22 protein-coding genes are annotated in these 24,299 nt (G+C 47.5%); 13 read left to right on the top strand and 9 right to left on the bottom strand.

The window, feature by feature from the left end; genetic code table 11:
• Positions 1 to 72: 72 nt before the first annotated feature.
• The 4 genes from ACIFQN_RS02465 to ACIFQN_RS02450 all read right to left on the bottom strand — a co-directional run bounded on the left by ACIFQN_RS02465 (position 73) and on the right by ACIFQN_RS02450 (position 4,641).
• The gene (locus tag ACIFQN_RS02465; RefSeq protein WP_429831479.1) at positions 73 to 738 is read right to left on the bottom strand and encodes an ankyrin repeat domain-containing protein; all 666 of its coding nucleotides are present in this window, start codon (positions 736 to 738) and stop codon (positions 73 to 75) included.
• A 101-nt stretch (positions 739 to 839) separates the two neighbouring features.
• Positions 840 to 2,321, bottom strand: coding sequence for an S-layer homology domain-containing protein (locus ACIFQN_RS02460; RefSeq protein ID WP_429831439.1), 1,482 nt, complete (start codon positions 2,319 to 2,321; stop codon positions 840 to 842).
• Between the two features lie 147 nt (positions 2,322 to 2,468).
• A complete protein-coding gene (locus ACIFQN_RS02455) occupies positions 2,469 to 3,164 on the bottom strand; it encodes a response regulator transcription factor (RefSeq protein ID WP_429831438.1) in 696 nt (231 codons plus the stop codon).
• Positions 3,139 to 4,641, bottom strand: a complete 1,503-nt coding sequence (locus tag ACIFQN_RS02450; RefSeq protein ID WP_429831437.1) for a sensor histidine kinase — start codon at positions 4,639 to 4,641, stop codon at positions 3,139 to 3,141. Before ACIFQN_RS02450 ends, ACIFQN_RS02455 begins: the two co-directional genes overlap by 26 nt.
• A 162-nt stretch (positions 4,642 to 4,803) precedes the next feature.
• Between ACIFQN_RS02450 and ACIFQN_RS02445 the strand changes: the two genes are divergently transcribed.
• From ACIFQN_RS02445 to ACIFQN_RS02430, 4 genes are all read left to right on the top strand, one after another.
• Complete coding sequence (locus tag ACIFQN_RS02445; RefSeq protein WP_429831436.1) at positions 4,804 to 5,601, top strand: carbon-nitrogen hydrolase family protein; 798 nt, start codon at positions 4,804 to 4,806, stop codon at positions 5,599 to 5,601.
• A gap of 190 nt (positions 5,602 to 5,791) precedes the next feature.
• A complete protein-coding gene (locus ACIFQN_RS02440) occupies positions 5,792 to 6,040 on the top strand; it encodes a hypothetical protein (protein ID WP_429831435.1) in 249 nt (82 codons plus the stop codon).
• Positions 6,041 to 6,303: 263 nt separating this feature from the next.
• Positions 6,304 to 7,692, top strand: coding sequence for an L-cystine transporter (locus ACIFQN_RS02435; protein WP_429831434.1), 1,389 nt, complete (start codon positions 6,304 to 6,306; stop codon positions 7,690 to 7,692).
• 265 nt (positions 7,693 to 7,957) lie between these two features.
• Entirely contained in the window at positions 7,958 to 9,244 is a 1,287-nt protein-coding gene (locus tag ACIFQN_RS02430; RefSeq protein WP_429831433.1) for an MFS transporter, read from the top strand.
• A 71-nt stretch (positions 9,245 to 9,315) separates the two neighbouring features.
• On the opposite strand, the gene ACIFQN_RS02425 is transcribed toward ACIFQN_RS02430, so the two are convergent.
• Positions 9,316 to 10,962 (bottom strand): peptide ABC transporter substrate-binding protein, encoded by a 1,647-nt coding sequence (locus tag ACIFQN_RS02425; RefSeq protein ID WP_429831432.1) that lies wholly within the window; start codon positions 10,960 to 10,962, stop codon positions 9,316 to 9,318.
• A 136-nt stretch (positions 10,963 to 11,098) separates the two neighbouring features.
• Between ACIFQN_RS02425 and ACIFQN_RS02420 the strand changes: the two genes are divergently transcribed.
• The 6 genes from ACIFQN_RS02420 to ACIFQN_RS02395 all read left to right on the top strand — a co-directional run bounded on the left by ACIFQN_RS02420 (position 11,099) and on the right by ACIFQN_RS02395 (position 17,916).
• Positions 11,099 to 11,284: a hypothetical protein gene (locus ACIFQN_RS02420; protein WP_429831431.1), complete on the top strand. Its 186-nt coding sequence runs from the start codon at positions 11,099 to 11,101 to the stop codon at positions 11,282 to 11,284.
• Positions 11,218 to 11,526 (top strand): MarR family winged helix-turn-helix transcriptional regulator, encoded by a 309-nt coding sequence (locus ACIFQN_RS02415; RefSeq protein WP_429831478.1) that lies wholly within the window; start codon positions 11,218 to 11,220, stop codon positions 11,524 to 11,526. The genes ACIFQN_RS02420 and ACIFQN_RS02415 overlap by 67 nt, the downstream gene beginning before the upstream one ends.
• Positions 11,527 to 11,720: 194 nt before the next feature.
• Complete coding sequence (locus ACIFQN_RS02410; RefSeq protein ID WP_429831430.1) at positions 11,721 to 13,025, top strand: hypothetical protein; 1,305 nt, start codon at positions 11,721 to 11,723, stop codon at positions 13,023 to 13,025.
• Between the two features lie 589 nt (positions 13,026 to 13,614).
• Positions 13,615 to 15,156, top strand: a complete 1,542-nt coding sequence (locus ACIFQN_RS02405) for an AbgT family transporter (RefSeq protein ID WP_429831429.1) — start codon at positions 13,615 to 13,617, stop codon at positions 15,154 to 15,156.
• Positions 15,157 to 15,189: 33 nt separating this feature from the next.
• Positions 15,190 to 16,449 (top strand): amidohydrolase, encoded by a 1,260-nt coding sequence (locus ACIFQN_RS02400; protein WP_429831428.1) that lies wholly within the window; start codon positions 15,190 to 15,192, stop codon positions 16,447 to 16,449.
• Between the two features lie 63 nt (positions 16,450 to 16,512).
• Entirely contained in the window at positions 16,513 to 17,916 is a 1,404-nt protein-coding gene (locus ACIFQN_RS02395) for a M20 family metallopeptidase (protein ID WP_429831427.1), read from the top strand.
• A 51-nt stretch (positions 17,917 to 17,967) separates the two neighbouring features.
• On the opposite strand, the gene ACIFQN_RS02390 is transcribed toward ACIFQN_RS02395, so the two are convergent.
• Positions 17,968 to 18,705, bottom strand: coding sequence for a hypothetical protein (locus ACIFQN_RS02390; protein ID WP_429831426.1), 738 nt, complete (start codon positions 18,703 to 18,705; stop codon positions 17,968 to 17,970).
• Positions 18,706 to 18,822: 117 nt separating this feature from the next.
• Here ACIFQN_RS02390 and ACIFQN_RS02385 point away from each other — a divergent pair, with 117 nt between their 5' ends.
• Together ACIFQN_RS02385 and ACIFQN_RS02380 are read left to right on the top strand one after the other, a co-directional pair.
• On the top strand, positions 18,823 to 19,692 hold the full coding sequence (locus tag ACIFQN_RS02385; protein ID WP_429831477.1) for an AraC family transcriptional regulator: 870 nt from the start codon (positions 18,823 to 18,825) through the stop codon (positions 19,690 to 19,692).
• 93 nt (positions 19,693 to 19,785) lie between these two features.
• The gene (locus tag ACIFQN_RS02380) at positions 19,786 to 20,289 is read left to right on the top strand and encodes a GNAT family N-acetyltransferase (RefSeq protein WP_429831425.1); all 504 of its coding nucleotides are present in this window, start codon (positions 19,786 to 19,788) and stop codon (positions 20,287 to 20,289) included.
• A gap of 148 nt (positions 20,290 to 20,437) precedes the next feature.
• Here ACIFQN_RS02380 and ACIFQN_RS02375 read toward each other — a convergent pair whose 3' ends face one another.
• Both ACIFQN_RS02375 and ACIFQN_RS02370 read right to left on the bottom strand, forming a co-directional pair.
• Positions 20,438 to 21,796, bottom strand: coding sequence for a TrkH family potassium uptake protein (locus ACIFQN_RS02375; RefSeq protein ID WP_429831424.1), 1,359 nt, complete (start codon positions 21,794 to 21,796; stop codon positions 20,438 to 20,440).
• Between the two features lie 139 nt (positions 21,797 to 21,935).
• Positions 21,936 to 22,358: a CHRD domain-containing protein gene (locus ACIFQN_RS02370; RefSeq protein ID WP_429831423.1), complete on the bottom strand. Its 423-nt coding sequence runs from the start codon at positions 22,356 to 22,358 to the stop codon at positions 21,936 to 21,938.
• Positions 22,359 to 22,555: 197 nt separating this feature from the next.
• On the opposite strand from ACIFQN_RS02370, the gene ACIFQN_RS02365 reads away from it, so the two are divergent.
• On the top strand, positions 22,556 to 23,077 hold the full coding sequence (locus ACIFQN_RS02365; RefSeq protein WP_429831422.1) for a DinB family protein: 522 nt from the start codon (positions 22,556 to 22,558) through the stop codon (positions 23,075 to 23,077).
• Positions 23,078 to 23,154: 77 nt separating this feature from the next.
• On the opposite strand, the gene ACIFQN_RS02360 is transcribed toward ACIFQN_RS02365, so the two are convergent.
• Positions 23,155 to 23,985: an undecaprenyl-diphosphate phosphatase gene (locus ACIFQN_RS02360; RefSeq protein ID WP_429831421.1), complete on the bottom strand. Its 831-nt coding sequence runs from the start codon at positions 23,983 to 23,985 to the stop codon at positions 23,155 to 23,157.
• Between the last annotated feature and the right edge of the window lie 314 nt (positions 23,986 to 24,299).

The following is a 24,299-nucleotide window of genomic DNA, read 5'->3' as shown; positions in this document are numbered from 1 at the left end:
GATCATCTGGTGACAAAAAAGGATAGAGAGTCAGAGATAATCTGACGACTCTATCCTTTTTCATTAGGTCTATTATTTCCCGCCAGCGCTCGTCAAGGCGTCAATCATTTCACGATAGCCGCGTTTTTTTGCGTGCTGCAAAGGTGTGACTCCGTCGTTATCTGCCAGATTCACATCGGCACCATGCTCGATTAACAATTTCACGATCGCCTGATGATTTTTGCCGCCGTCTCCGAGAATGACTGCTTCGAGCAGCGCGGTCCAGCCCAGGTTGTTGACGTGATTTACATTTACATCAGAGGTTGTGAGCAGCTCTCGAACGACTTCTACGTGTCCACGATCTGCCGCCGGGATGAGGGCGGTACCCCCAAACCTGTTGGTTATGGTGGTATCGGCGCCTGCTGCAATGGCTGCTTTGACAAAATCCAGCTTGCCTTCTGCTCCGGAATAGAGCAGAGGATTGTCCAGACGATTATCTCTGATGTTAATATTGGCACCGTGCTCAGCTAGGAGCGTAAACAGCTCCAATTGATTGGTGTGTACAGCGATCAAGGCAGAGGTTCGGCCTCTTTCATCCGTAGCATCAATATCCGCGCCATCCGTGAGAAGTTTCTTGACCGCTTCTTTGTCTCCTTGATTCACTGCCGTTAACAGAGAGTCATTCAACTTGTCCATTTCCATCTTCACCGCTTGGGTTGCCTGCTGCTCTCCGTTTGAAAGCAAGGTGTCTACATTGATCTCGCACCCCGCCAGAGCGATAGCAAAAGTCAAAAGGCTAACGTGCAGCACAGCGAACCAACACCTTTCTCTTGATTTCAAATGCTTCATCTACCGCTATGTTATTCCACTGTCAGTTCGGCCTGGGATTTGCCAGCCCAATCGCCAACTGGTGAAACGGTATAAGTAGTGCCTTCTTCCAGTTTACCATCTTGTGTCAGATCAAACACGCCTACTGCACCTTTGCGGCTGGAGTATTTGTACGTAGCGATCAGTTTCTTCCCATCTGCGCTAGTCAATGCTACACTGCGGCCAGAGAACAGCTCATCTCCTGGATCCTCTGACAAGGTAACGGTGATGGAAGTGTCACTGATTGCATCGGCTTCGGTCATTTCCAGTGGAGCGATTTCCTTTGCGACGAATGTCGGGTTTGCAATTTGTGCCCAATCGGAGGTCACGGTGTACGTAACGCCCGGAGTCAGCACTTGACCTTCTGGCAGGCGGAATTTAGGTTCTTGCTTGCCATCAGTAGATTGTGTGAATGGCACGTACTTGGCCACGATCGGCTGTCCGCCTGCTGGTGTGATCGTTACTTGTCTTGCTTGCCCGGAAGAGATGATTTGATACGTTTTGCCATCTGCGCTGTTGTTTTCGTCCAGTACGAATGCATTGGCACCGCGGCCGGCACTGTATGCGGAGATGATGTATCCGTAATCGACGACGCCATTTTCTTTTAATGCCTCAATCTCAAATGTATCGTTTGCAACCTGTCTAGCCTCTGTCATATCCAGCTTCGTTGCATTGCCGACAAATGTGCCTGCCCTTTGTCCTTTATAGTTCAGCGTGTAGGTGGTACCTGGTTGCTGTACGGTTGTAGGTACGATATAAGTGGAGATTGAGCCAGTTTTCAGGCGTGGCATGTTGGACAGGGTAAGTCCGTCGTTAAATACGAAGTCTTCCTTCGCTTTGGCAAACACTTCATTTTCTGCTGTCAGAGGAGCGTCAAAGGTTACGATCAGGGTAATGGCATTCAAGGCGCGAACGCTTGTCATTTTTGCGTTTGCAGAAGGAATCGCTTTGTGTGCTGTTTTCAACAAGTAGGCAGCTTCACCACGAGTGGCATTACTGTTTGCAGAATAAAAGCGCTCCATCCAGTAATTCACGGATTTCCCATCACGCTTCAAAGCTTTGGAGACGATCTGAACCAGCTCAGCGTCAGTCACAGTTCCGCGTGGATCAAAGCGCCCGTCTTCTGCCTGCATAATTTCTTGTCCTACGAGCTCGGCTGCGTACTTGTAATACCATGTATTTGGGTTTACATCCGTAAAGGTTGGGAGTTTATCTGCTTTGCCTTGGAGGCCGAAAGTAAGGACAACCATTTTCGCCAATTCTGCACGAGTAACCTGGTTGTGAATGCCCATGGAGTGGTCTTGGTAGCCTTGCATGACGCGAAGCTGGGAGAGCTGATCCACTGCCTGTTGAATTTCTTGTGCAGTGAGCGGTGCGGTAGCAGCTTGCGCGTTGTTCACAGCGAAAGGAAGGGATGTTGCGCCTAATACCGTTGCAAGCATCAGGGTAGCTAGTTTATTGGAATACTTATTCATCAATTGGCCTCCTTAAGATCAATAGGTAGGGTAGTTGTTCGCCTTACCTGTATGATAAACAAGAGACCTAAACTCCCAAGAAACCTGGGATTAAAAGATTCTAAAATGATTCTTAACAAATTCTAAAATGACCTGCGAAACTTCCTCCTAGACGGTAAAACGGTACCCCGCGCCCCAAACGGTTTCAATATACTGAGGATTGGAAGGATCGACCTCAATCTTTTCCCGCAGCTTGCGTACGTGCACGGTTACGGTTGCGATATCTCCGCTCGAATCCATGCCCCATATTCGTTCAAACAGCTCGTTTTTACTAAAGACGCGATTCGGATGGCATGCCAAAAATTCTAATAGATTAAATTCACGAGTCGTGAAAATCACTTCTTGATTGCGTACATAAACTCTGCGGGACGCTTTATCAATGACGAGCCCGCGAATGTGAATCTCAGACTTTTGAACAGGCTCCTGTTTGCCCAAAAGTCGTTCGTATCGCGTCAGGTGTGCCTTTGCTCTCGCGACTAATTCGCTCGGGCTGAATGGCTTGGTAATATAGTCGTCGGCCCCTAGATTAAAGGCGCGGATTTTATCAATCTCTTCCTTTTTGGCAGAGACGATCAGGATCGGAAATTCCTTGGTTTGTCTGATCTGACTGCATAATTCAAAGCCATCCATCCCGGGAAGCTGCAAATCGACAATAATCAGACTGTAATCCCCATGCAGAGCGAGCTGCAGACCCTCATTGCCTGTGTGACATAAATCAACAAGAAAGCCATTTAGCTCAAAATAATCCCGCTCAAGCTGAGCGATGGTAGTCTCGTCCTCAATGATGAGGATGCGTGTCGTCATGGGTATCTGTGCCTCCTTGGTCTGTTGTCCGCTTTAAGGTAAAGAACAGGCTTGTGCCAATTCCGAGCTCGCTTTTCACCCAGATGGAGCCGCCGTGCCCTTCAATGATCTGACTTGCGATAGCAAGCCCCAGCCCACTCCCGCCTGTCGAAGAATTGCGGGACTGTTCCGCCCGATAAAACCGCTCGAAAATATGCGGAATGGCCTCCGGGGAGATGCCCATCCCATTATCCCGGATTTCGACGGTTACCCACTCGGGCGATGTTTGCAGGGAAACGCTAATGATCTTCTGCTCTTTATCCATAAAATTCTGGGCATTTCCAATGATATTAAGTACAGTCCGCTTTAATTTTTCTAAATCGGCGATGACCTCGATGCTTCTAGCTGCACGCTCATCCCATTCTAACGTTATTCCTTTTTCCTCCAACGCATAATGCAGCTCATCTATACAGTCGTCCAAAAAGCCGACGATATCTACATGCTCAAACAGGAACGGCACTTGCTTTAAATCGAGCTTGGAGTAGAGGAACAGCTCATCTACCAGCTTGTCCAGATCGACAGCTTTGGAATAAATGATGTTCACGTACTTGTCCATTTTCTCTGGCGTATCCGCAACCCCGTCCCGAATCCCTTCGATGTAGCCTTTAATGTTCGTGATCGGTGTGCGTAAATCATGGGAGATGTTGGAAATCAATTCTTTCCGATTTTCCTCGTCCTGCAAACGAAGCTGAACAGACTCCTGCAATCTCCTTCTCATGTTCTCGAACGCTTCGTTTAATTGGCCGATTTCGTCCTTAGAATGCAGATCGAGGGAGAACTGGAGATTACCCTCCTTGATGTGCTCAGCCGAATTGCGCAGTAAATCAAGCGGTTTGACGACACTTCGGGTAATCCAGCGATATAACAGCACGTTCGCAATCACGATGACGCCAAGAAGAATGAAAATGAGGATGGGCAGCAATCTGCGTGTTACTTCGCCAAAAGGACTGCGCTCGCGAATGACGAAGACGCTGCCTTTCGCTCCATCTGAAAAGCGGAAGTCGAATTTGGCGTATGCATAAAATCGTTCGCCAATGTTAAAGGTATTGCGAATCTGATTGTTGTTTAGGTCATAGGGGGGCAAATTCTTTTCCAATTCGGGTTGGTTGAAAGTATGGGATTCAAATACTTGATTGCTTTCCCGGCGGACGTAGAGACCGGCTCGCTCTGTTTTTAGCTTGAAATCATAGTCGAGCAAAAGCTCTTGGTTTTGCAATTCGTCCGGTTCGTTTTTAGCGAGATATTTTAATTCAAGAAAGATCGATTCCTCTTGTTCGGTCAATGGGTTGAGCTGATAGTGGACTTTATAGAAATCTCGAAAGCTGTGTATGTCACCTGTGGCGGCGATGGTGAACAGACTGGCAGTCAAGACGAATACGAGCAGACTTACGACAAGCATGCCTGTGTAGGAGAGGAGTAGTTTAATTCGGATCGACACTAGGATCACCTCGTTTCGCATGGGGTGGGTTTGAAGATATTCAATACCATAGTATGACATGTCCATTATATACAAGCAAAATCCTCATCGACAAAGAAAATCAGTTATAATGTTTGCTAAGGAAACGAGAAGAATGATGGTCAACGGGAAGGTGGAGAACAAATGAGAGTAGCAATCGCACAGCTTACAGCTACTATGGATAAAGCACAAAACCTGCAAAAAGCATCTGCCTACATCGCAAAGGCAAAAGCAGCGGGGGCCGACTTTGTCATTTTGCCAGAGATGTACAGTGCGCCAGCCACACCCAAATCAGGGGTCACTCCTGCTGAGGTGGCGAAAAGCCTGGACGGTCCATTCGTCCTTGGCTTGGCACAAGCGGCAAAGGAACACGGAGTCTATGTCGTGTGCGGCGTCTTTGAAACCATTGAGGGCGACCCTAACCGCGCTTACAATACGACGGTTTTTCTAGATCGCTCAGGCACTTTGATCCACGCCTATCACAAGACACATCTGTATGATGCTTTTTCCTACAAAGAATCAGATTATATCGCACCTGGAGACAATGCGTATCAGGTAGTGGATACGGAATTTGGGAAGATCGGGCTGATGGTCTGCTACGAAGTCAGATTCCCTGAAATTGCGAGACAGTTTGCCCTGCAAGGTGCAGACATTTTGTTCATGCCAGCGGGATGGGTAGCAGGCGCGATGAAAGAGGATCATTGGGAGACATTGGTTCGGGCACGGGCGATCGAGAACACGATGTTTGTTTGTGCGGCAGATCAGGTTGGCAATATTTTTGCTGGACGCAGCATGATCGTCGATCCAATGGGTGTGGTGATTGCCAGCGCTGGAGAGGAAGAGGCTCTAGTGGTAGCGGAGCTGGATCCAGAACGCATCCGGCGTGTGCGCGGCAAGCTGCCAAGCGTAGCCAATCGCAGACCGGAAATGTATACCAATTAAGCAAACCAGCCAATACAATGACAGCGTCTGCCCTGCGCGATGATAGCGGGATGCAGGCGTTTTTTTTATGTCGAAACAGGCATGTACCCAGGCACAAAATCACCCGGTTTCAATATGATAATAGTAGATAAATGTATTCATTAAGGTCCTCATGGAAGCGTTATTATCATGCGAAAGGAAGTGTATCTTCATGTTCTGGGTTGTATGGGCAATCGTTGGTGTTGTCGTGTGGTGGGCCATGAATATGTTGATGACAGGAAAAGCAGGTGGAACAGGCTGGTGGGCTTCGCTCATCGTTGCACTGTTGGGTAGCTGGCTTGGTGACCTTCTGTTAGGCAATTGGCTCTGGATGTGGGCTGGATTCAACGTGATTGCAGGGGCGATTGGTGCCATTGTACTCACCTGGCTGTGGAATTTGATGAGTAAGCAATTGAAGTAGGTAAACACGAATAATCGAGTGGGACACCAGGGAGCGTCATGATGACGTGCCCTGGTTTTTTTTTATACTGGATAGGAGTTTATAAAATTCCTATCCAGTATAAGTGCAACCGCGGCTCCGCCAAAAGGCATGGCGTAGCCAGGTTTTCTAATCCAAAAGCAGTTTGGAATAATTCGTACTTGACCAGTAGGGATTGTTGGTAATATAGTATGCTTATTCTTATTTTATAAAGGTCATTTCCAAGCGGAACGGAGGGAAATAAAGTGTCTACTTTATTGACAGTTGTTAACATTGCTATTATGCTCGCGATCATTCTCGGATTGTACGCCATGCAGAAGAAACATGTTTCGTTTTCCAAGCGGGTGTTTGTCGGTTTAGGTGTAGGGATTTTGTTTGGACTTATCCTGCAATTTATTTTTGGAACAAAGTCAGACGTTCTGAAAACGACCATGGATTGGTACAACATTGTAGGAAAAGGCTATGTGAAGCTGCTGCAAATGATTGTCATGCCGCTCGTGTTCATCTCGATTGTCTCAGCGTTTACCAAAATGAAATTATCTAATAACATCGGAAAAATCAGTTCGCTTATTATCGGTTTGCTGGTTGGGACGACTGCCGTGGCCGCAGCGATCGGAATTGCCTCCACGCTGGCGTTTAATCTGGATGGGTCCCAGTTCCAGCAAGGGGATGCAGAAACAGCACGGATCGGTCAGGTAGAGCAGCGACTGGGTGAAATCCAGAACATGACTTTGCCGCAAAAAGTACTGGAGCTATTGCCAGTCAATCCATTCCTGGATTTAACAGGTGATCGCCCGACCTCAACGATTGCTGTCGTCATCTTTGCCGCTTTTATCGGGATTGCTTACCTCGGAATCAAAAAGAAAAATCCGGAGCAAGCCGACCTGTTTGCTAAAATCGTGGATACGTTCCATACGGTTATCATGCGTGTTGTTACCCTGATTTTGCGTCTGACTCCATACGGTGTGCTCGCGATCATGACGAGAGTAGCAGCCACCAGTGATTACAATGCGATTTGGCAGCTTGGGAAGTTCGTCGTTGCTTCGTATGTGGCCCTTGCCATCATGTTCATCGTGCATTTGCTGTTGCTCGCTTTCGCTGGACTAAATCCGATCACGTATGTGAAAAAGGCTTTCCCGGTTCTAACCTTCGCCTTTACCTCGCGTACGAGCGCGGGAGCTTTGCCGCTGAACGTGAAAACACAAACACAAGATTTAGGAGTTCCTGAGGGAATTGCCAATTTTGCAGGCTCATTCGGACTTTCCATCGGTCAAAATGGTTGCGCGGGAACGTACCCTGCTATGCTGGCTGTGATGGTTGCACCACTGGCAGGAATTGACCCGCTGACACCTTCCTTTATCCTTACGCTGATCGCTGTCGTTGCTCTCAGTTCGTTTGGGGTAGCAGGTGTGGGCGGAGGGGCGACATTCGCTGCTCTGTTGGTACTGTCTACGATGAATTTGCCGATTGCGATCGTCGGACTGTTAATCTCCGTAGAACCACTGATTGATATGGGACGCACGGCGCTTAATGTGAGCGGAAGCATGACTGCTGGTGTGCTGACGAGCAAGGCGACGAAAGAACTCGATACAAGCGTCTTCAATGAGACGAAGCCACAATCTGTAACGGTATAAAGATAAAAAGCTGCACCGCCCTTTTCAGGCTGGTGCAGCTTTTTTTTGCAAAGGAATGACCCATTAAGCTGTTCGCTAAAATCCGATCGCTCAGCCCTGAATCTACCTTGATTCGGGTTTTTGTATGTTCAGCAGTTGTGGAAATGGTCTGTAAATTTGAAATTTCTATATTTACAGTTACTTAGATAAAAGGTATCATTTTATATATGCAAAACATAGTTTTGTATATAAAACGTAAATGAACGTCATCTAGGGGGTGTCATCCATGTCTACAGTGAAAACAAGCAAGCTGCGTTGGTGGGGTGTATTTACACTTTTGCTGATCGTTATCATCTCGTATGTAGACCGCATGAACGTATCTGTATTGATCACGAACGACGAATTTCTCGAGCATTTTGGAATCAAAGGAGACCGGATTGCCCAAGGCGAGCTCATGTCCTTGTTCCTGATTGGTTATGGGGTGGCCGCGTTTTTCCTCAGTCCATTGTACGAAACGTTTTTGGGCGTGCGAAAAGGACTGTTGTTCAGCATTCTTTTATGGGCGATCATGACGATCATCTCACCATTTGCGGGCTCTTTTTTTCTGCTATTAATTCTACGCCTGATACTGGGAGCCAGTGAAGGACCATTATTTTCACTAAAAACGATGTACATCAAAGACATGTTTGACAAGCATGAACGCGGAAAGCCAAACGCTGTCAGTTCCATGGGAGTTTCAATCGGGTTGGCCGTAGGTTTTCCGATTGTTACGTACATTATTATGCACTCTCACTGGCAAGCCTCTTATTATATTCTTGGACTCTTAAATTTGGTTATTGGGTTGCCCTTTATCCTTTTGTTTATTCGCGATAAAGCCAAATCTCCTAACCAACGTGAGAGCAAGCAGGTTACCATGCAGCAGATGAAACGTTTGGCCACCACCTTTCGAGCGGCTTGGAAGACGCCAGGATTAATCTGGATTTTGCTGATTGAGATCGCGACCTTGAGCTACCTCTGGGGAAGCAGTGCCTGGCTGCCGTCTTATTTGCTTCATGAGCGCCATTTTTCGCTGGCACAAATGGGGATCTTGTCTTCTCTACCGTTTTTGTTCAGCATTGGTTCAGGGTTTTTAGGCGGTTACATCATCGACCGAATTCCTCCAAAGCGAGTTTCCATTTTGTTTGTCATTGGCGGTATCGGTACAGCGCTCAGTGTTTCTATCGCGATCTTCGCCGGCAGCCCCGTCGTCTCTGCCATTGGATTGATTGTGGCGAACCTGTTTTGGGGAATACAGGGTCCAGCTATTCCTAGCATTGTACAGTTGGCAGCACCAGAAGAGAGTGTAGGCAGTACGTATGGAATCGTAAACGGGGTTGGGAACATGGTATCGGCGTTGATGCCGACAATCATGGGGGCGATGATTGCAGGGAAGGGTACAGAAAGCTTTTCTGCAGGGTTTACTCTGTTGATCGGCACACAATTGCTGACGGTGATCTGCGCCATCATTGCGTTGAAGGGAAATGTATTTACGCCCAAAGAAAAAACGGCAGGCAAACATCCTTCCTGTACGTAAAAGAACAAATAGAAACAGGCTGCATCGCCCTTGTACTTGCAAGACGGATGCAGCCTTTCGGTTGTTGACACCTATTTCGTGACAGAAGTGAATTTGAAGTAGGCCCCGCCAAGTGGGAAGATGACGAAGTCTTTGACTTTGTCATTTTTCACATAAGGGCTTCCACGGAAGTTGATCGGTGCGAGTGGCATTTCATCCATCAGGATCGTTTCTGCTTCTTGCAAGATCTGTTTACGCTTATCCAAGTCGGGCTCGTTATAGCTCTTGTCGATTAACTCTTTAAACTTGGCGTTCTCCCAGTCTGGGTGGTTGTTTCCACCTGTTTTGTCGCGGAACATCTCCAAGAAGTTGATCGGATCATTGAAGTCAGCCCCCCATTGGAAGCGGATCATGTCAAAGTTGGCTTGCGATCTCATATCGCGGTATACTTTCAGCTCGGCAGTGTAGAGCTTCACGTCGACACCGAGCGTTTTCTTCCATTGGTCTTGCAGTGCTTCAGCCAGCTTTTTATTGGTATCGGTTGTGTCAAATGTGTACGTAACACTTGGGAAGGTAGTCAGTCCCAGTTCTTTCATGCCTTCTGTCAGTAATTGCTTCGCTTTTTCCTTGTCCTCTTTGAAATAGCCGTCTTTATTCAGTCCCATCGAGGTGGGAACCCAGCCATAAGCAGCAGGAACACCGGTCTGCAAAATATTATCGATGATCTCTTGACGATTAATGGAGTAAGCAAAGGCCTGTCTAATCTTTTTGTTGTTAAACGGAGGCTTGTTTGTATTAAATACAACCGATTGCGTGCCAGGATTGTCCGCTACCATCAGCTTGCCAGCGTCCTTGAGAGTAGGAATCGCATCGGTCGGCAAGGTGGAGGCTGGATATCCGCCCCAGTCGATATCGCCGTTTTCAAACATGGAGAACGCTGTGTTGTTGTCTTCGATCATTACGATTTCCAGACGGTCCAGCTTGACGTTATCCTTATCCCAGTAGTTTGGGTTTTTGGTGAAGACGATCTTGCTTTTGTGCTCCCACGTATCCATGATGAATGGACCGTTTCCAACGATCGTTTTCGCTTCATTTGCCCATTGTGGATTGCCTTCCACTGTTTTTTGGTGCAGGGGGAAGAGCGTCGGGAAGAAGGTCAGCTCACGGAAAAATGGAGTAGGAGATTTCAGGGAGAACTCCACGGTATAGTCGTCGAGCGCTTTTACGCCCACGTCTTCGGGCTTGCCTTTACCAGTGTTGTACTCCTCCCCTCCTTTAATGTAGTAGAGCTGATAGGCGTACTCGGACGCTGTTTTCGGATCGAGGTTGCGTTTGATCGCATAGACGAAATCATGTGCAGTAACGGGATCTCCATTGCTCCACTTTGCGTCTTTGCGGATTTTGAACGTATACGTGGTATAGTCTGGAGAGTTGGTAAAACTCTCTGCCGTCGCATTGGTCAGTTGTCCGTTCAGGTCGTAGTTGGTCAGACCTTCAAAAGCGGCATAAATCATGTCGAATGAGTCAGCGTCGACAGCAATGCCCGGATCCATGGAGGGCGGTTCGCTGTTAATGCTCCAATGCAACACCATTGGTTCTGTCTTTGTGCCATCTGCTGGTGTTGAGGAAGGTTGGGATGTTTGTCCCGCCGGCTGGGATGTTGGTTGAGAGTTGGAACAGCCTGTGATTACCCCAAACAGCAAGGTAAGACAGGTTGCCAGTGCTAGGCCCTTTTTCATGTGAATCCCCCTTGAAAATGATAGACAACGTATATTCAGAATATTTGTTTATGTTTTTTTTGGCAAAGGAATTTTTTTCTTTTCCGACAAAAAGTTTCTTTACAAGCCAGCTTTCGTTGTTTTTCATGAGGGGAAGTTGACAAAGACTGTGCCAACTCTCGCGTTTTTCACACTCGCGGATGCGACGGCAGAATTAGTAAGTGAATCGGAAAAATACTGGCAGTCAAAAGGCATCAATGGTGCGCGCATTCGGATATTGGTGGAGATTGCAAAGGTAGGCGGGCAAATACTCCCTTCCCTGTTAGTCAGAACATTGGGGTAACGAAGGCAAATATTAGCATTCTGCTGGCTCCTTTAGAGCAGGATGGCTTCATTAGCCGCACCGGTCATCCAGAAGACGGCAGAAAGACTCTCATTTCGCTCACTACAAAGGGACAAAAGCTTTTATTTCGGCACCTTCCCGATAACCGTCATGTCATTGCCGAAGCGATGAAAGGACTCAGTGAGACGGAGCTGCATCAGTTAATTTTTTTGCTAGAGAAAATAAAAGGAAGAGAAGGATAACTCTTTTTTTGTGCATATAGTTAAGTGTTTAACTAAAATTGATTCATTGAAGAAAGAGTGCCGCACCATGTCTATCACGATTACGGGGGCTACGAATAGCAGGGAGCAGCAAATGATATGGATTGGGTAAGCGATTCCATATAAAATGAATGTAGCACGTGCGTCTATCAAACTAGGTAGGAGTTAACATACCCATGTATAGAATCGGTGTTGTGGGACCGCCCCCTTCTGTTGAGCGGATACTGGCTATTGCCAATGAGTTTGAGCATGAAATCGAATTTGTCCCATTCACTTATGAGGATGCAAAAGAAGTGAGTCAGATTGTTCGAGAGCATAATCCGGAATGCAATGGCTGGTTTTGTTCTGGGCCCATCCCTTATAAAATCGCCATGAATGCACTTGGCCCGGATGCCAATCTTGTTTATTGTCCACCGACTGGCTCCAATCTGTACCGTTGTTTTATCCAAATGTCGATTGATCATAATGAAGTGGTGAAGAGTGTCTCCGTTGATATGATTGATACCGAGGGACCCAATTTGCGTGAAGCCATGTCTGAGCTGAGTCTTGCCGATGAAAGCATGTATTTGTATACGTACGACGAGAATTACGATCCCGAGGCAATCATCCAGTTTCATCTGTCGCTTTGGCAGGAAGGGAAGACCCAGGGGGCATTTACCACGCTGTCTTCCGTTGAGCGCGAGCTGAGAAAGCAAGGAATCCCGGTTTACCGCGTCTTGATTACCAAAATGGAAATCCGCCAAGCGATGAAAATTGTCATTGAACGAGCGAAGAGCACGTACTTCAAGGACACCCAAATCGGCGTTGAATTTATCGAGCTGGAGCAGTTTGACAAAATTCCAGAGCGATCCAAAACCCGCTTTCACTTGCAGCAGCTAGAGCTGAAAATCAGGCAGATTCTGCTGCTCCTCTGTGAACGGCTGGATGGCTCGCTCATGGCGAACGGCAATGGGCGCTACCAGATTTTCAGCTCACGGGGAGCGATTCAACGAGAGATTGATATGCTGCGGCATACGGTCACCCAATTGTCATTGGAAGCAGACGTGCCAGTTGCGGTCGGGGTTGGATTTGGCGATACGGCTTTCTCGGCTGAAAACAACGCGAGAAAAGCGATTCAACATGCGAAGGAACGACCGGAGTTTGGGATTGTCATCGTTCAGGACGATGGCGTCATGATCGAATCGGTGGGAGAGTCAGAACAACTGACATACTCTTATCGCTCCAGTGATCGCGAACTGCTGGAGCTTCTAAACAAGGCCAATATTAGCGTCAAAACGTACCATAAGATCAAGGCGTTGGTTCAACGCATGGGCTGGAGTACCTTCACGACCACCGATATTGCGTCCTATTTGTCCATGACCGTGCGAAATGCGCAGCGAATCTTGGGGAGCTTGTGCGAGTACGGTTTGGCTGAGCAAAAAGGCGAGGAACAGCAGGCGCTAAGAGGCAGACCGAAGAAAATGTACGCGTTGAAAAAGTGAAAACGAATAAGAGAAACCAAACACCCGATGATGTCGGGTGTTTTTTATGGGGGAAACGAAAAGCTAGTGAGAGGAAACCAGTGAAATAAGCGAAGGTCTTTGGATCACCCACCGAGGCGCAGTGGAAAAAGGGAAACTGGTTTTAGTGTCTACCTTTGAGAAACTTCTTGGATCGGCTGCTTTGGACGCGGTTTCGCTTTTTCCATGGAGACGTGCAGGTATGTCCCTACAGCCCCTTACCCCTTTTTTCAGCCTGAATTAAATATGGAAGCTTTTCTATTTTGCAAGAAGTCAAACAACTGTATTGAAAAAAAGTTAATCTGGTTATATAATTTATTTAAACGAAATTGTCTTTTTGTATTCGCTTAATTGAGAGCAAGACCGATAAAAACGAAAGGAGTTATTCATTTCACCAGGAAGCACATCTTAAGTTTTGAATGATTGGATTACGTTGAAGTTAAAATGAAAGGGCTTTCACTTTAATGCCAACATCCAGACTGATCACTCATTCAGAACGGTATTGTTTCGATCCTGAAACAAACGAGAATGATGGTTACACAGATAAGTTACGGCCAAAGGGGGATGCTCAATGAGTGCACGTCCAGTAAAAACAGACCAATATGAGCAAGTGTCACAAGGAATGGGCTTGGTAAAATGGATCGAGCGGGTAGGGAACAAGCTGCCGAATCCATTCATGCTGTTCCTGTATCTGATTGCTGCTCTGATGATCATCACGGCGATCCTGTCGATTTTCCACGTGACTGCGATTGATCCGATTAAAAATGAGCAGATCCAAGTGAAAAATCTGCTCAGCCAAGAAGGACTTCAATGGCTACTGCCCAATATCATCAAGAACTTTTCAGGCTTCCTGCCACTCGGTTCCATTTTGACTCTGATGCTTGGGGTTGGGCTCGCAGAGAAGGTTGGACTTTTGGAAGCGGTTATTCGCAAAATGTCTCTTCGGGTAAGCGCGCGTTATGCGAGCTACATCGTTGCGTTTATTGCTTTTTTTAGCCACGTATCCTCAGATGCGGCTTTCGTTATCATGCCGCCACTTGGAGCGTTGATCTTTTTGGCGGTTGGACGTCATCCAGTCGCGGGTTTGCTGGCAGCTATCGCTGGTGTCGGATCAGGGTTTTCCGCCAACATTTTGATTGTAACCACTGATGTATTGCTCTCTGGTATCAGCTCCGAGATTTCCAAATCAGTTGATCCCAATGTTACGGTGAGCGTGCTCGACAACTGGTTCTTTATGTCGGTCTCAGTTTTGCTGCTCTCTGCGGTTATCGGTTTTATCACAGACAAGTTTGTGGAGCCAAAGCTTGGTGTCTACAAAGGTGAAAACAACAAGAAGCTGGAAGACTTAAGCGATCTGCAAAAGAGTGGCCTTCGCGCAGCAGGTATTGCCGCTCTTGTTTTCATCGCGATTGCCGCTGTACTGGTTGTTCCGGCGAACGGTATCCTGCGTGATCCAAAACTGGGGACTATCGTACCTTCTCCATTTATTTCGGGTATCGTCCCGATTATTCTGATTTTCTTCTTCACGGTTGCGATCACTTATGGCATCAAGGTAGGGGTCATTAAGAAACAAAATGATATTCCCGCATTGCTGACAGATCCAATCAAAGGCATGGCTGGCTTTATCGTGATGATCTTCCCGCTTTCTCAATTTGTGGCGATGTTTAACTGGAGCAACATGGGAAGCTTCCTCGCGTTGTCCATTACGGATGTGCTGGAACATTTGAACATGACAGGCGCACCTGTCTTTATCGGCTTGATGTTCTTGTCGGCGTTTCTTTGTATGTTCATTGCCAGCGGTTCCGCCATCTGGTCTCTCTTGGCACCGGTATTTGTTCCGATGTTCATGGCACTGGGGTTTCATCCGGCTTTCGCACAAATCGCATTCCGGGTCGCTGACTCGTCCGTTATTCCATTTGCGATTGTCTCGCCATTCATCCCACTGTTCCTGAACTTCTTGCAGGAATACAAAAAGGATGCCAAGCTGGGAACTTACTATTCCTTGATTTTGCCTTATCCAATCGCGATTTTCATTATTTGGACATTATTGCTTGTGGTATGGTATTTCTTGGGCTTACCAATTGGTCCTGGGGTATATCCAGTTATGAAATAGAGATTGCTCCAGATATAACAGGAGGAAAAGATTATGTTGGATATGGTTTCGCTGCGTAGAGATTTTCATATGCACCCTGAAGTTGGTTTTACGGAGTTCCGTACGGCTGCCAAGGTAGTAGAAATCCTGACTTCTCTTGGATTTGACGTGATATATGGACAAGATGCTTTGGATGGCGACTCCCGTCGGGGGTTGCCTTCCGAGGCAGTACTGGAAGCTGCTTATGAACGGGCGCTGCGCGATGGCGCAAACCCGGCCATTGCAGAAAAAATGCGCGGTGGATACACAGCCGTCATCGGGGTAAAAAAGGGGAAGGCACCTGGTCCCACAGTCGCTTTCCGGTTTGACATGGATGCCCTGCCAGTTCCAGAAAGCAAGGATGCAGACCATTTTCCACAGGCGAATGGCTTTTGTTCTCGCTATGAGGGAAACATGCACGCCTGTGCGCATGACGGTCATACCACCATTGGTTTGGGATTGGCAGAAAAACTGGCAGATGGAGATTTTTCCGGCACAGCAAAGCTGATTTTTCAGCCGGCTGAAGAAGGAGTGCGCGGGGCGTATGCGATCGTGCAAAAAGGACTCCTTGATGACGTGGACTACATCTTCTGCCATCATCTCGGCGTCAATGTCCCGCTTGGCGAGATCCATGGCGGCTCTTACGGCTTCCTGGCAACGACCAAAATGGTGGCGCATTTCCATGGTGTCTCATCTCATGCGGGTGCTTCGCCTGAACAAGGCAAGAACGCCTTACTCGGAGCAGCAACTGCTTTATTAAACATTCATGCGATTCCGCGTTTCAGCACAGGCTCGACCCGTGTCAATGTGGGGGTACTGGAAGGCGGCACGGCAGCCAACATCATTGCCGCATACGCCAAAATGGTTGTCGAAACTCGTTCCGTTACAGAGGAAGTCAATGCAGAGCTGGAGCAGCGCGTACGCACGATCATCGCGCACAGTGCAGCCATGCATGAGCTGGAGCATGAAATCGAAGTGGTAGGGGGAGCGATCCCGATCAACTACGACGTCGATATGGCTGAGCTGGCTCTCGAAGAAGCAAGACACGTAGAAGGCTTCACGTCCTTTGTGAACGGTGAATACAACTCGATGGGCAGCGAAGACGCGAGCTTCCTGATCAAGCGCGTACAGGAGCGTGGCGGCAAGGGAACCTACATGGCGATTGGTACCGATATCCCCGCGCCTCACCATCACCCTAAATTCGATATCCAAGAGGAAATTCTTCCTCGCAGCGTAGAACTCTTAAATCGCATTGCAAGACGGCTTCTTAAATAGGGAAACCCTTCTATTGGTCACACTCCATTTTTGCCAGCAACGACATAGAGAGGATGTTTCTTCATGCATACCAAACGAATAGCAGAAATGATTGAGCAAAAAAGAGATTCTTTTATTAAAGTGAGTGACCGCATTTGGGAATTCGCCGAGACTCGTTTCGAAGAGTACCAATCGGCTGAATTGCTCGCCCAAACCCTTGAGAGCGAAGGCTTCAAAGTTGAGAGAGGTGTAGGCAGCATTCAGACAGCCTTTATCGGCAGCTTCGGCAGCGGAAGTCCTGTAGTCGCGATTTTGGGTGAGTTTGACGCCCTTTCCGGCATGAGCCAGAAAAAAGGGCAAGCAAAAGAAGAGCCGTTGGTTCCGGGAGCCAATGGACATGGATGCGGACACAATCTGCTCGGTACCGCTTCTTTGGCGGCAGCCGTCGCTGTGAAGCAGTATATGGAAGAAAACAACATGTCCGGGACAGTACGTTACTACGGATGTCCGGGAGAAGAGGGCGGCTCAGGGAAGACATTTATGGCGAGAGCAGGTCTTTTTGACGACGTAGATTTCGCCCTCTGCTGGCATCCAATGGGCTACAACAGCATCATGGCTGTTGAATCGCTTGCCAACTATCAAGTGTACTTCAAGTTCAAAGGCAAAAGCGCCCACGCAGCAGCAAGCCCTCACCTGGGCCGGAGTGCACTGGATGCTGTCGAGCTGATGAATGTCGGGGTCAACTACCTGCGTGAGCACATCATTACCGATGCACGCGTGCACTATGCCATTACGAATTCCGGCGGCCTGTCTCCGAACGTCGTGCAGCCGTATGCGGAAGTACTTTATCTGGTGCGTGCGCCCAAGGTCGATCAAGTGCAAGAAATCTATGAGCGTGTATGCAAAATTGCCAAGGGTGCAGCGCTCATGACCGAAACAGAAGTAGAGATCGTATTCGACAAAGCATGCTCGAACCTGGTACAAAATGAGACGCTGGAACAAGTGATGTATAAAAACTACCAAGAGCTTGGTGTGCCGGTCCATGACGAGGAAGAGCTGAAGCTTGCCAAAGCGGTACGCGCGACATTGAGCGAGCAAGAGAGAAATACAGCGGAAAGACTGTCTGCGGATACACCTGATCCAGATATGGTATCGTGGCTTAACTCCTATACAGGTGCACCGATCCCACTCAATGGCTCTACGGACGTGGGAGATGTGAGCTGGATCACACCGACAGCACAATGTACAACTGCTTGCTTTATCAACGGATCTACTTTGCACTCTTGGCAATGGGTAACGCTTGGTGCGACTTCCATGGCGCACAAAGGCATGCTGCATGCCGGTAAGGTCATGGCTTCCACAGCGGTAGACATGCTGAAAAACCCAGAGCTGATCGAAAAAGCGAAAGCCGAACTGAAACTGCGTCTGGGCAACACCCCCTATGTAAACCCAATTCCTGAAGGCGTTATGCCATCTGTGAAAAAGTAAATAAGAGAAAGCCGACAGTCCCGATTCGTGGAATTGTCGGCTTTTTTGGTTTCACGTAGCGGAATGCTCTGCCAGCTCTTTTGCCAGCGCGACCATTTGAGTTTGAACAGCCTCATTGGGCTCATTTCCTTTGACGTGGTAGGCGATTTGGTAAAAGATGCCGCGATCATAAAAATTGATTTCGTTCGCGTTTGTTGTCACCAGATGAACAGCGCGATCTTTTTCGTTGTAATCGTAATAGCTGTACACGTAAGCGCTGTTTGTCTGAATGATATGATGAATCAGGGAGACATCGTCTCGCAGCGGCTGCATTCTAGCGATATTGCCGAAGGTATCTAGTCCATTAGCGGAATCGGGAAGCTGGGATAGCGGATTCTCGTCAGTCTCTGTCATGCGGATGACAAAAAAGTTCTCGTCACCGTTATTATCTCTATCCTGCTTGTACGTCAATTGCAGCTGGTGGCGAACTGTCTTGTCATCAGCATACGAAAAGGCGATCAAATGCGCGGCTTCTTTGTCTACGGGAAAAGGAAGCTTGTTTTTGCCGATAACGTAGAACCGCTGCTGAATCGGCGAAGGAAGAAGCGACTCGATCTCGCTTACGCTCATTGGCTTGTAATACGTGATCTTTTTCGTGTCATCCGAAAACGGGTGATGCTCGCTTCGGGCAAAGCCTGCTCCACTTGTTTTTTCGAGTGATGGCGTTTGGGAGCTTGAGGAGCAGCCCAGCAGCGAAAAGACAAGGCTGGTGACAAGCAAACATGCAAATGCTTTTTTAAACAATCTCACTTTTTTGATCCTCCATCATCTGGTCATTTTTCCATTGTATAGCACAAAAGATCAAAAAAACAGGCTCAATCTCATGCATAATAAAAGAGAAAAAATAAACAAGAAAAGGAAATGATGATGGACCATTACGTGCGCATCCAGCAAGCTATTGATTTTGTGGACGAACATCTTACAGAAGAATTGCACATCACAGATATTGCTGCACAAGCCCATTTCTCTGCCTTCCACTTTCAGCGTTTGTTTCAAGCGATATCCGGGTTTGGCGTTCAGGAGTACGTCCGCAAAAGAAGATTGTCAGAAGCGGCAGTATTGCTGAAGGAAACGAGCAGAAACGTGCTCGACATCGCGATTACGTATCAGTATCAATCCCAGGAGGCTTTTACACGCGCATTCGAAAAGCATTTTGGAATGACACCGGGGAAATTTCGTAAATCGGACATCCAGTCAGTTTTACAGCCGAAAATGGATTTTTTGACGATTCGCCAAACGATCAAAGGAGAGATGCATGTGAATAAACCGAGTATCATTATGCTGGACGAAATTCTGATCGTTGGGCGTTCGCACAGGACGAGTCTGCATGACGAAAAACACTATGCGGAAATACCAGGCTTTTATCAGGCATTTGGCAGCAATCAGGATTATTTGCGGATTACGGATAAAGCAGCACCGGACATGTCGTACGGGATCTCCTGCGATTTTGGAGACGACGGGAGTTTTTCCTTTGTCGTCGGGGAAGCCGTGCATCATTTCCCCGAGGTCGTCCCGGAGGGCTTTGTGACCATGGTGCTTCCGTCCGGCAAATACGCGGAATTCAAATTAAGCAGCTTTGCCGATCAGGTTCAGAACATACGCAGATATATTTACGGCACATGGCTGCCCAGCTCCAATTACGAACGGAGAGAGGGACCGGATTTTGAGGTGACCGATGTAGTGAACTCCAGATTTCCTGATCAGATGAAGATGAGCATTTATATTCCGTTGAAATAATAATTTTACAATCCTTTCATACGTTGTCCACGTTCGCTTCATACCCCTCTGTTACAGTAAAAAGGCAAGGCGACTCTACAGGAGGCGGGAGAAATGGATGTTTATATTGAACGTGTCAAACGGGACGATTTTGCCGAGATGATCACTCTTGCTGATCTGACGCTGCCGGATCGCATGAACCTCCACGAGCTGAAGAAGTATATGGAGCTGTTTCCCGATTTAATTTTCAAGGCGACCTGCGATCATCAGCTGATCGGCTTCGGCTGCGCAGGGATTGATATGTACCAAACAACAGGCTGGCTGTTGTTCAGCAATGTTCGCAAGGAATTCCAGGGGAAAGGGATCGGCAAGAGACTGATTGAGGCCAGACTGCAGGCTCTGCGCCAGTTTCCGACACTCCGTACTGTTCGTGTGACCGTGAGCGAAACGAACACCCCGTCCATTCGCGCACTGGAGGCTTTTGGGTTTCGCCTTGCCCGGGCAGAGCACGATTATTACGGACCAAGAAAGCACCGTAATGTGATGGAGCTGCCCATTCTCACTGTGGCGACAACGGCTGCCCCTGAGCTGGCTATTTCCGTCGATCCTGTTTTGTAGCGGAAGTGGAAAAGAAAAAAGAGAACGATTAAACAAGCTGTTGGCTCTTTACACAAGGGAGTTGATGGCTTTTTTTGTGTCTCAAGCTGGCGGAGCTGCGAATGACAAAAAGCCTGGGCGATCAGAGACCGCGCCAGGCTTCTTTCTATTACTGTCCTATAATGACCCTCTCTTTCGGATGACGGTACCGCATCATCCGGTCTTTGCGCTTCAAGAAAAGCAGCAGATTAATAATCCCAATCCGCCCGATTACCATGGTAATGATCAAAATAAGCTTGCCTGCTGTACTCATATTCGCGGTAATTCCTGTCGATAGACCGGTCGTACCGAAGGCAGAGCAAACCTCGAACAAGATGTGCTGGAAGGGGAGATCCTCCAGCCAAACGAGCAGAATGCAAGCAGTGAAGACCATGAAAATTGCGATAAAAAAGACAACAAACGACCGCATAATGTCGTCCTCTACCAATTCACGACCGAATACTTTTACATCCTTGAAGCCGCGCATGTTGGCAAAAACGGTGGCAACGAGGACGAAGAATGTAGTCGTCCGAATACCACCCCCAACACTGCTGGGGGATGCTCCGATGAACATCATCCCTGAGAGCATGATAAGGGAAGGGGTGGAGAGTAGGCTGATATCCATCGTAGCCAAACCGCCGCTTCGCGAAGAAACAGAATGAAACAAGGAGTAGAACAATGTCTCATCCCAGCTTTTCCCAACAAAAAACTTGTTTTGTTCGAACAGAAAGAGGAGCAGTGCCCCTGCCACAATCAACGAAAAGAAGGTCAGCGTAGTAATTTTGGTAAACAGAGAAAAAGTAAAACGCATTCTGGCCCGTTTATACGAAAAATACGTTCGTAGCTCCACGAGCACAGGAAACCCAATTGCCCCGCAAATAATCAAGAGCATGACGATGGCTTGAAACACGTAATCGTGGGTATAGTCGACCATGGAATTTCCGTAGAGATCGAATCCGGCATTGGTAAAGGCGCTGACCGAAGCAAAATAGCCGTGATAGAAGGCTGTGTACCAATCAGCATAATAACCTGCGAATATGAAGTGGCTGCCCAAAAGAATGGTTCCCACCAGCTCGATCATGATCGCAATCACGAGAATATTCCGCATCAGGTCGACCAAGCCTGAGAGTGTAGGGCGGTTGTGGTCTGTAGCAATCCACATGCGGTGTTCCAGCCCGATTTTTTGCCCCATCAAGAGCCAAAAAAATGTTCCCAGCGTCATGATCCCGATTCCGCCAACCTGAAAGAGCAAGGTTAAAAAGAGAATGCCCCATTGATTGAATACTTCGTGGATCGTGATGACGGTAAGCCCTGTGACGCTGATGGCGCTCGCTGCGGTGAACAATGAGTCGATGAAAGAAAGCTGTGCACCCGGATTATGAAAAAGGGGCAAACACAATAGAAACGATGAGACAAGAATAAGTCCCACATAAAAAAATACAATGATTTGGACGGAAGTCAAACGACGTTTCTGGTTAGACGTGAGCAAAATAAATGGCCTCCTGAATAAACTTCATACGGGTAATCATACCAAAAAAAGTTAGCAAGCAAAATGCGGAGTCGAAGACCAAAAAAATAACCCAGGACAGTGGGTTTACCATTGTCCTGAGTTATCTGATAGTAGTATATTATCGTCTGCGAGAAATGGTGCGCCTGATTTGACCACGTATTTCTCCATCGGGATTTTGCGTCGAATGGGCATTTACATAAGTCAGCCCGTTATTCATAAGCCGTATTAATTCTGCCAGCGATCTGCCCTCGAGTGGACCGACCAATTCACTTCGTGTGATGGATCCAATAACCTCCCCCCGGTTTACACTGATTCCGCGAGTGACAGGTCCAAATAAGAAAACAACTACAGGACCATTGACTCCTCTTGCTCCGATATGAATATGGGCTTGGGTAAAATGACGCAATTGATTAGTGACTAAACGAAAATCAAGTTTTTGCCCATCAGCACTTAATCGAAACATGATGTTGCCAGTTGCATTTGTACTAACTGAAGGTACCTCTTCAGAACCTCGTACTAAAGCCTGAAATCTCCTTGCCATCGTAACACCTCCCCCTCGATTCTTACTATTTACAATATTTACGAGAGTTATCGATGGCTTGTATGTTTGTCTGCAAGTGAGATCCAAGCCGAGGAGAAAAGGGCAATCACTACTGACATGATGGTGTCAGTAGCGATACGTTACGATAGCTCCATGAATGAACAAAAACAAAAAAAAGAAAGAAAGGGTGTTCCCGTGTGAGAACAAATGAAGTCCTGAAAAATTTTGAAGAGGTTACAGGCATTTATGTAAAAGCTTTGGATGGCTATTCCGACCAACAGTTCACTAGGCAGCCAGCAGCGGATGAATGGTCGCTGGGACAAATGTACAATCACCTCATAGATTCAGCTTTTTTTATGCAAATCAAATCGATTGAGCAGTGTGCTTCTGGTCAGGCGGTCGTTGGTGAGAGCAAAAATGAAAATGGCGAGAAGATTCTAGGGGCAGGCAAGTTTCCGCCTATTGCCATCAAAGTTCCAGATTCACCCGAGTACACACCTGCGAACCCCGAATCAGTGGAAGAAGTAAAACCTCGACTGCTCCAGCTCATCAATCAGGTGCGCCAGCTCGAACCTACTCTGGCAGCGATCTCGCCGGATCAAAAAATGCCGCATCCCGCTCTCGGGTACTTGAATGCAACGGAATGGTACCAGCTGATTTACATGCATTTTGTCCATCATTTGCGTCAAAAGCAAAAGCTGGATGCACTCCTTTCCTAAAAATAGACCCCACCCTTTGTTTTTAGCAAAGAGTGGGGTCCGCTCATCGTCCATGGAGTACCTTTTGCGTGAGATTGTTACATGATAAAGAAGTAAATGATTGCAGCCAGTACGATCCGATACAAGGCGAAGGGAACGAGTTTAATCTTGTTGATCAGCTTCAAGAAGAAGCGGATGGCCAGCAGGGCAAAGATGAAGGCACTGATAAACCCGACAATAAAAAACGGCAAGGCATCTGCGGTGATGTAATGCCAATTTTTAAGGAGCGACAGGAAGCTGGCTCCCGCCATGACAGGAACCGCCATAATAAACGTAAAATCAGAAGCAGCCCGGTGACTGAGGCCAAGCAAAACCCCACCAGAGATGGTAGATCCTGAGCGGGAAAAGCCCGGCCATAGTGCGATACATTGAAACAGACCAATAATGAGTGCCTGCTTGTAGCTAATCTGATCGACTGTTGCAGCCTTGGGGCGTCCTGGCCGGAACCAGTCAGCTGCGATCATCAGCAAGGCGCCTGCAACCAGACCGATCAGTACTGTATTGATAGAAAACAGGTATTCATCAATGTAATCATTAAATAAAAGTCCCAATACTGCAGCCGGTAAAAGTCCTACGATTACCTGGGTCAATCGCAGCTTATGTCCGGGGCCGTTGCCGTCTGGAGAAAGCTTTTTGAGTCCCAAAAGGCTTAAAAAGCGGTCTCTGAAAACGATGACCGCTGCCAAAATCGAACCGAGCTGAATGACTACTTTGAATGTGTTTGCGACTTCCGGAGAAAACATTTCTTTTGAATGCAACCATGTATCATCGACGATAATCATGTGCCCGGTAGAAGACACGGGAGCGAATTCCGTAAGTCCTTCAACTAATCCGAGCACGAATCCAACGAAAATTTCCCAAAGGTCCATGCGAACTCACCTTTCCAAATAACATCCGATGTAGGCCGTTTAGTAGAGTTGTCCCTCATACACTTTAATATAAAAAGCGGGAAATAGTAAGCATTTCCTTGCAGATTTACATCTTTCCCAAACGGGAAAGCCCAATTCTTTAGATGTGGGATGAAAGGGAGATCGGATACGGAGTGCCACTAAAAACGGAGGTTTGTGGTGCTTCGAGTATTCCAAAGGTCTATATCCTCTATTTTTCGCTTTTTGTCGCAGTTTATTATCCAAATTGATACAATGTAGTCATGAACGAATATAGAAGAACAAGCACAACTGTA

The organism is Brevibacillus sp. NRS-1366 (assembly GCF_050467985.1).
The sequence above is the reverse complement of the archived record's forward strand: the minus strand, read 5'-3'. Positions and strand labels throughout refer to the sequence as shown.

What these genes read in the sequence shown, in the direction of transcription:
- ACIFQN_RS02460 (WP_429831439.1), bottom strand. Translation starts at nt 2,321, where the DNA reads ATGAATAAGTATTCCAATAAACTAGCTACCCTGATGCTTGCAACGGTA.
- ACIFQN_RS02455 (WP_429831438.1), bottom strand. Translation starts at nt 3,164, where the DNA reads ATGACGACACGCATCCTCATCATTGAGGACGAGACTACCATCGCTCAG.
- ACIFQN_RS02445 (WP_429831436.1), top strand. Translation starts at nt 4,804, where the DNA reads ATGAGAGTAGCAATCGCACAGCTTACAGCTACTATGGATAAAGCACAA.
- ACIFQN_RS02440 (WP_429831435.1), top strand. Translation starts at nt 5,792, where the DNA reads ATGTTCTGGGTTGTATGGGCAATCGTTGGTGTTGTCGTGTGGTGGGCC.
- ACIFQN_RS02430 (WP_429831433.1), top strand. Translation starts at nt 7,958, where the DNA reads ATGTCTACAGTGAAAACAAGCAAGCTGCGTTGGTGGGGTGTATTTACA.
- ACIFQN_RS02425 (WP_429831432.1), bottom strand. Translation starts at nt 10,962, where the DNA reads ATGAAAAAGGGCCTAGCACTGGCAACCTGTCTTACCTTGCTGTTTGGG.
- ACIFQN_RS02410 (WP_429831430.1), top strand. Translation starts at nt 11,721, where the DNA reads ATGTATAGAATCGGTGTTGTGGGACCGCCCCCTTCTGTTGAGCGGATA.
- ACIFQN_RS02405 (WP_429831429.1), top strand. Translation starts at nt 13,615, where the DNA reads ATGAGTGCACGTCCAGTAAAAACAGACCAATATGAGCAAGTGTCACAA.
- ACIFQN_RS02400 (WP_429831428.1), top strand. Translation starts at nt 15,190, where the DNA reads ATGTTGGATATGGTTTCGCTGCGTAGAGATTTTCATATGCACCCTGAA.
- ACIFQN_RS02395 (WP_429831427.1), top strand. Translation starts at nt 16,513, where the DNA reads ATGCATACCAAACGAATAGCAGAAATGATTGAGCAAAAAAGAGATTCT.
- ACIFQN_RS02385 (WP_429831477.1), top strand. Translation starts at nt 18,823, where the DNA reads ATGGACCATTACGTGCGCATCCAGCAAGCTATTGATTTTGTGGACGAA.
- ACIFQN_RS02380 (WP_429831425.1), top strand. Translation starts at nt 19,786, where the DNA reads ATGGATGTTTATATTGAACGTGTCAAACGGGACGATTTTGCCGAGATG.
- ACIFQN_RS02370 (WP_429831423.1), bottom strand. Translation starts at nt 22,358, where the DNA reads ATGGCAAGGAGATTTCAGGCTTTAGTACGAGGTTCTGAAGAGGTACCT.
- ACIFQN_RS02360 (WP_429831421.1), bottom strand. Translation starts at nt 23,985, where the DNA reads ATGGACCTTTGGGAAATTTTCGTTGGATTCGTGCTCGGATTAGTTGAA.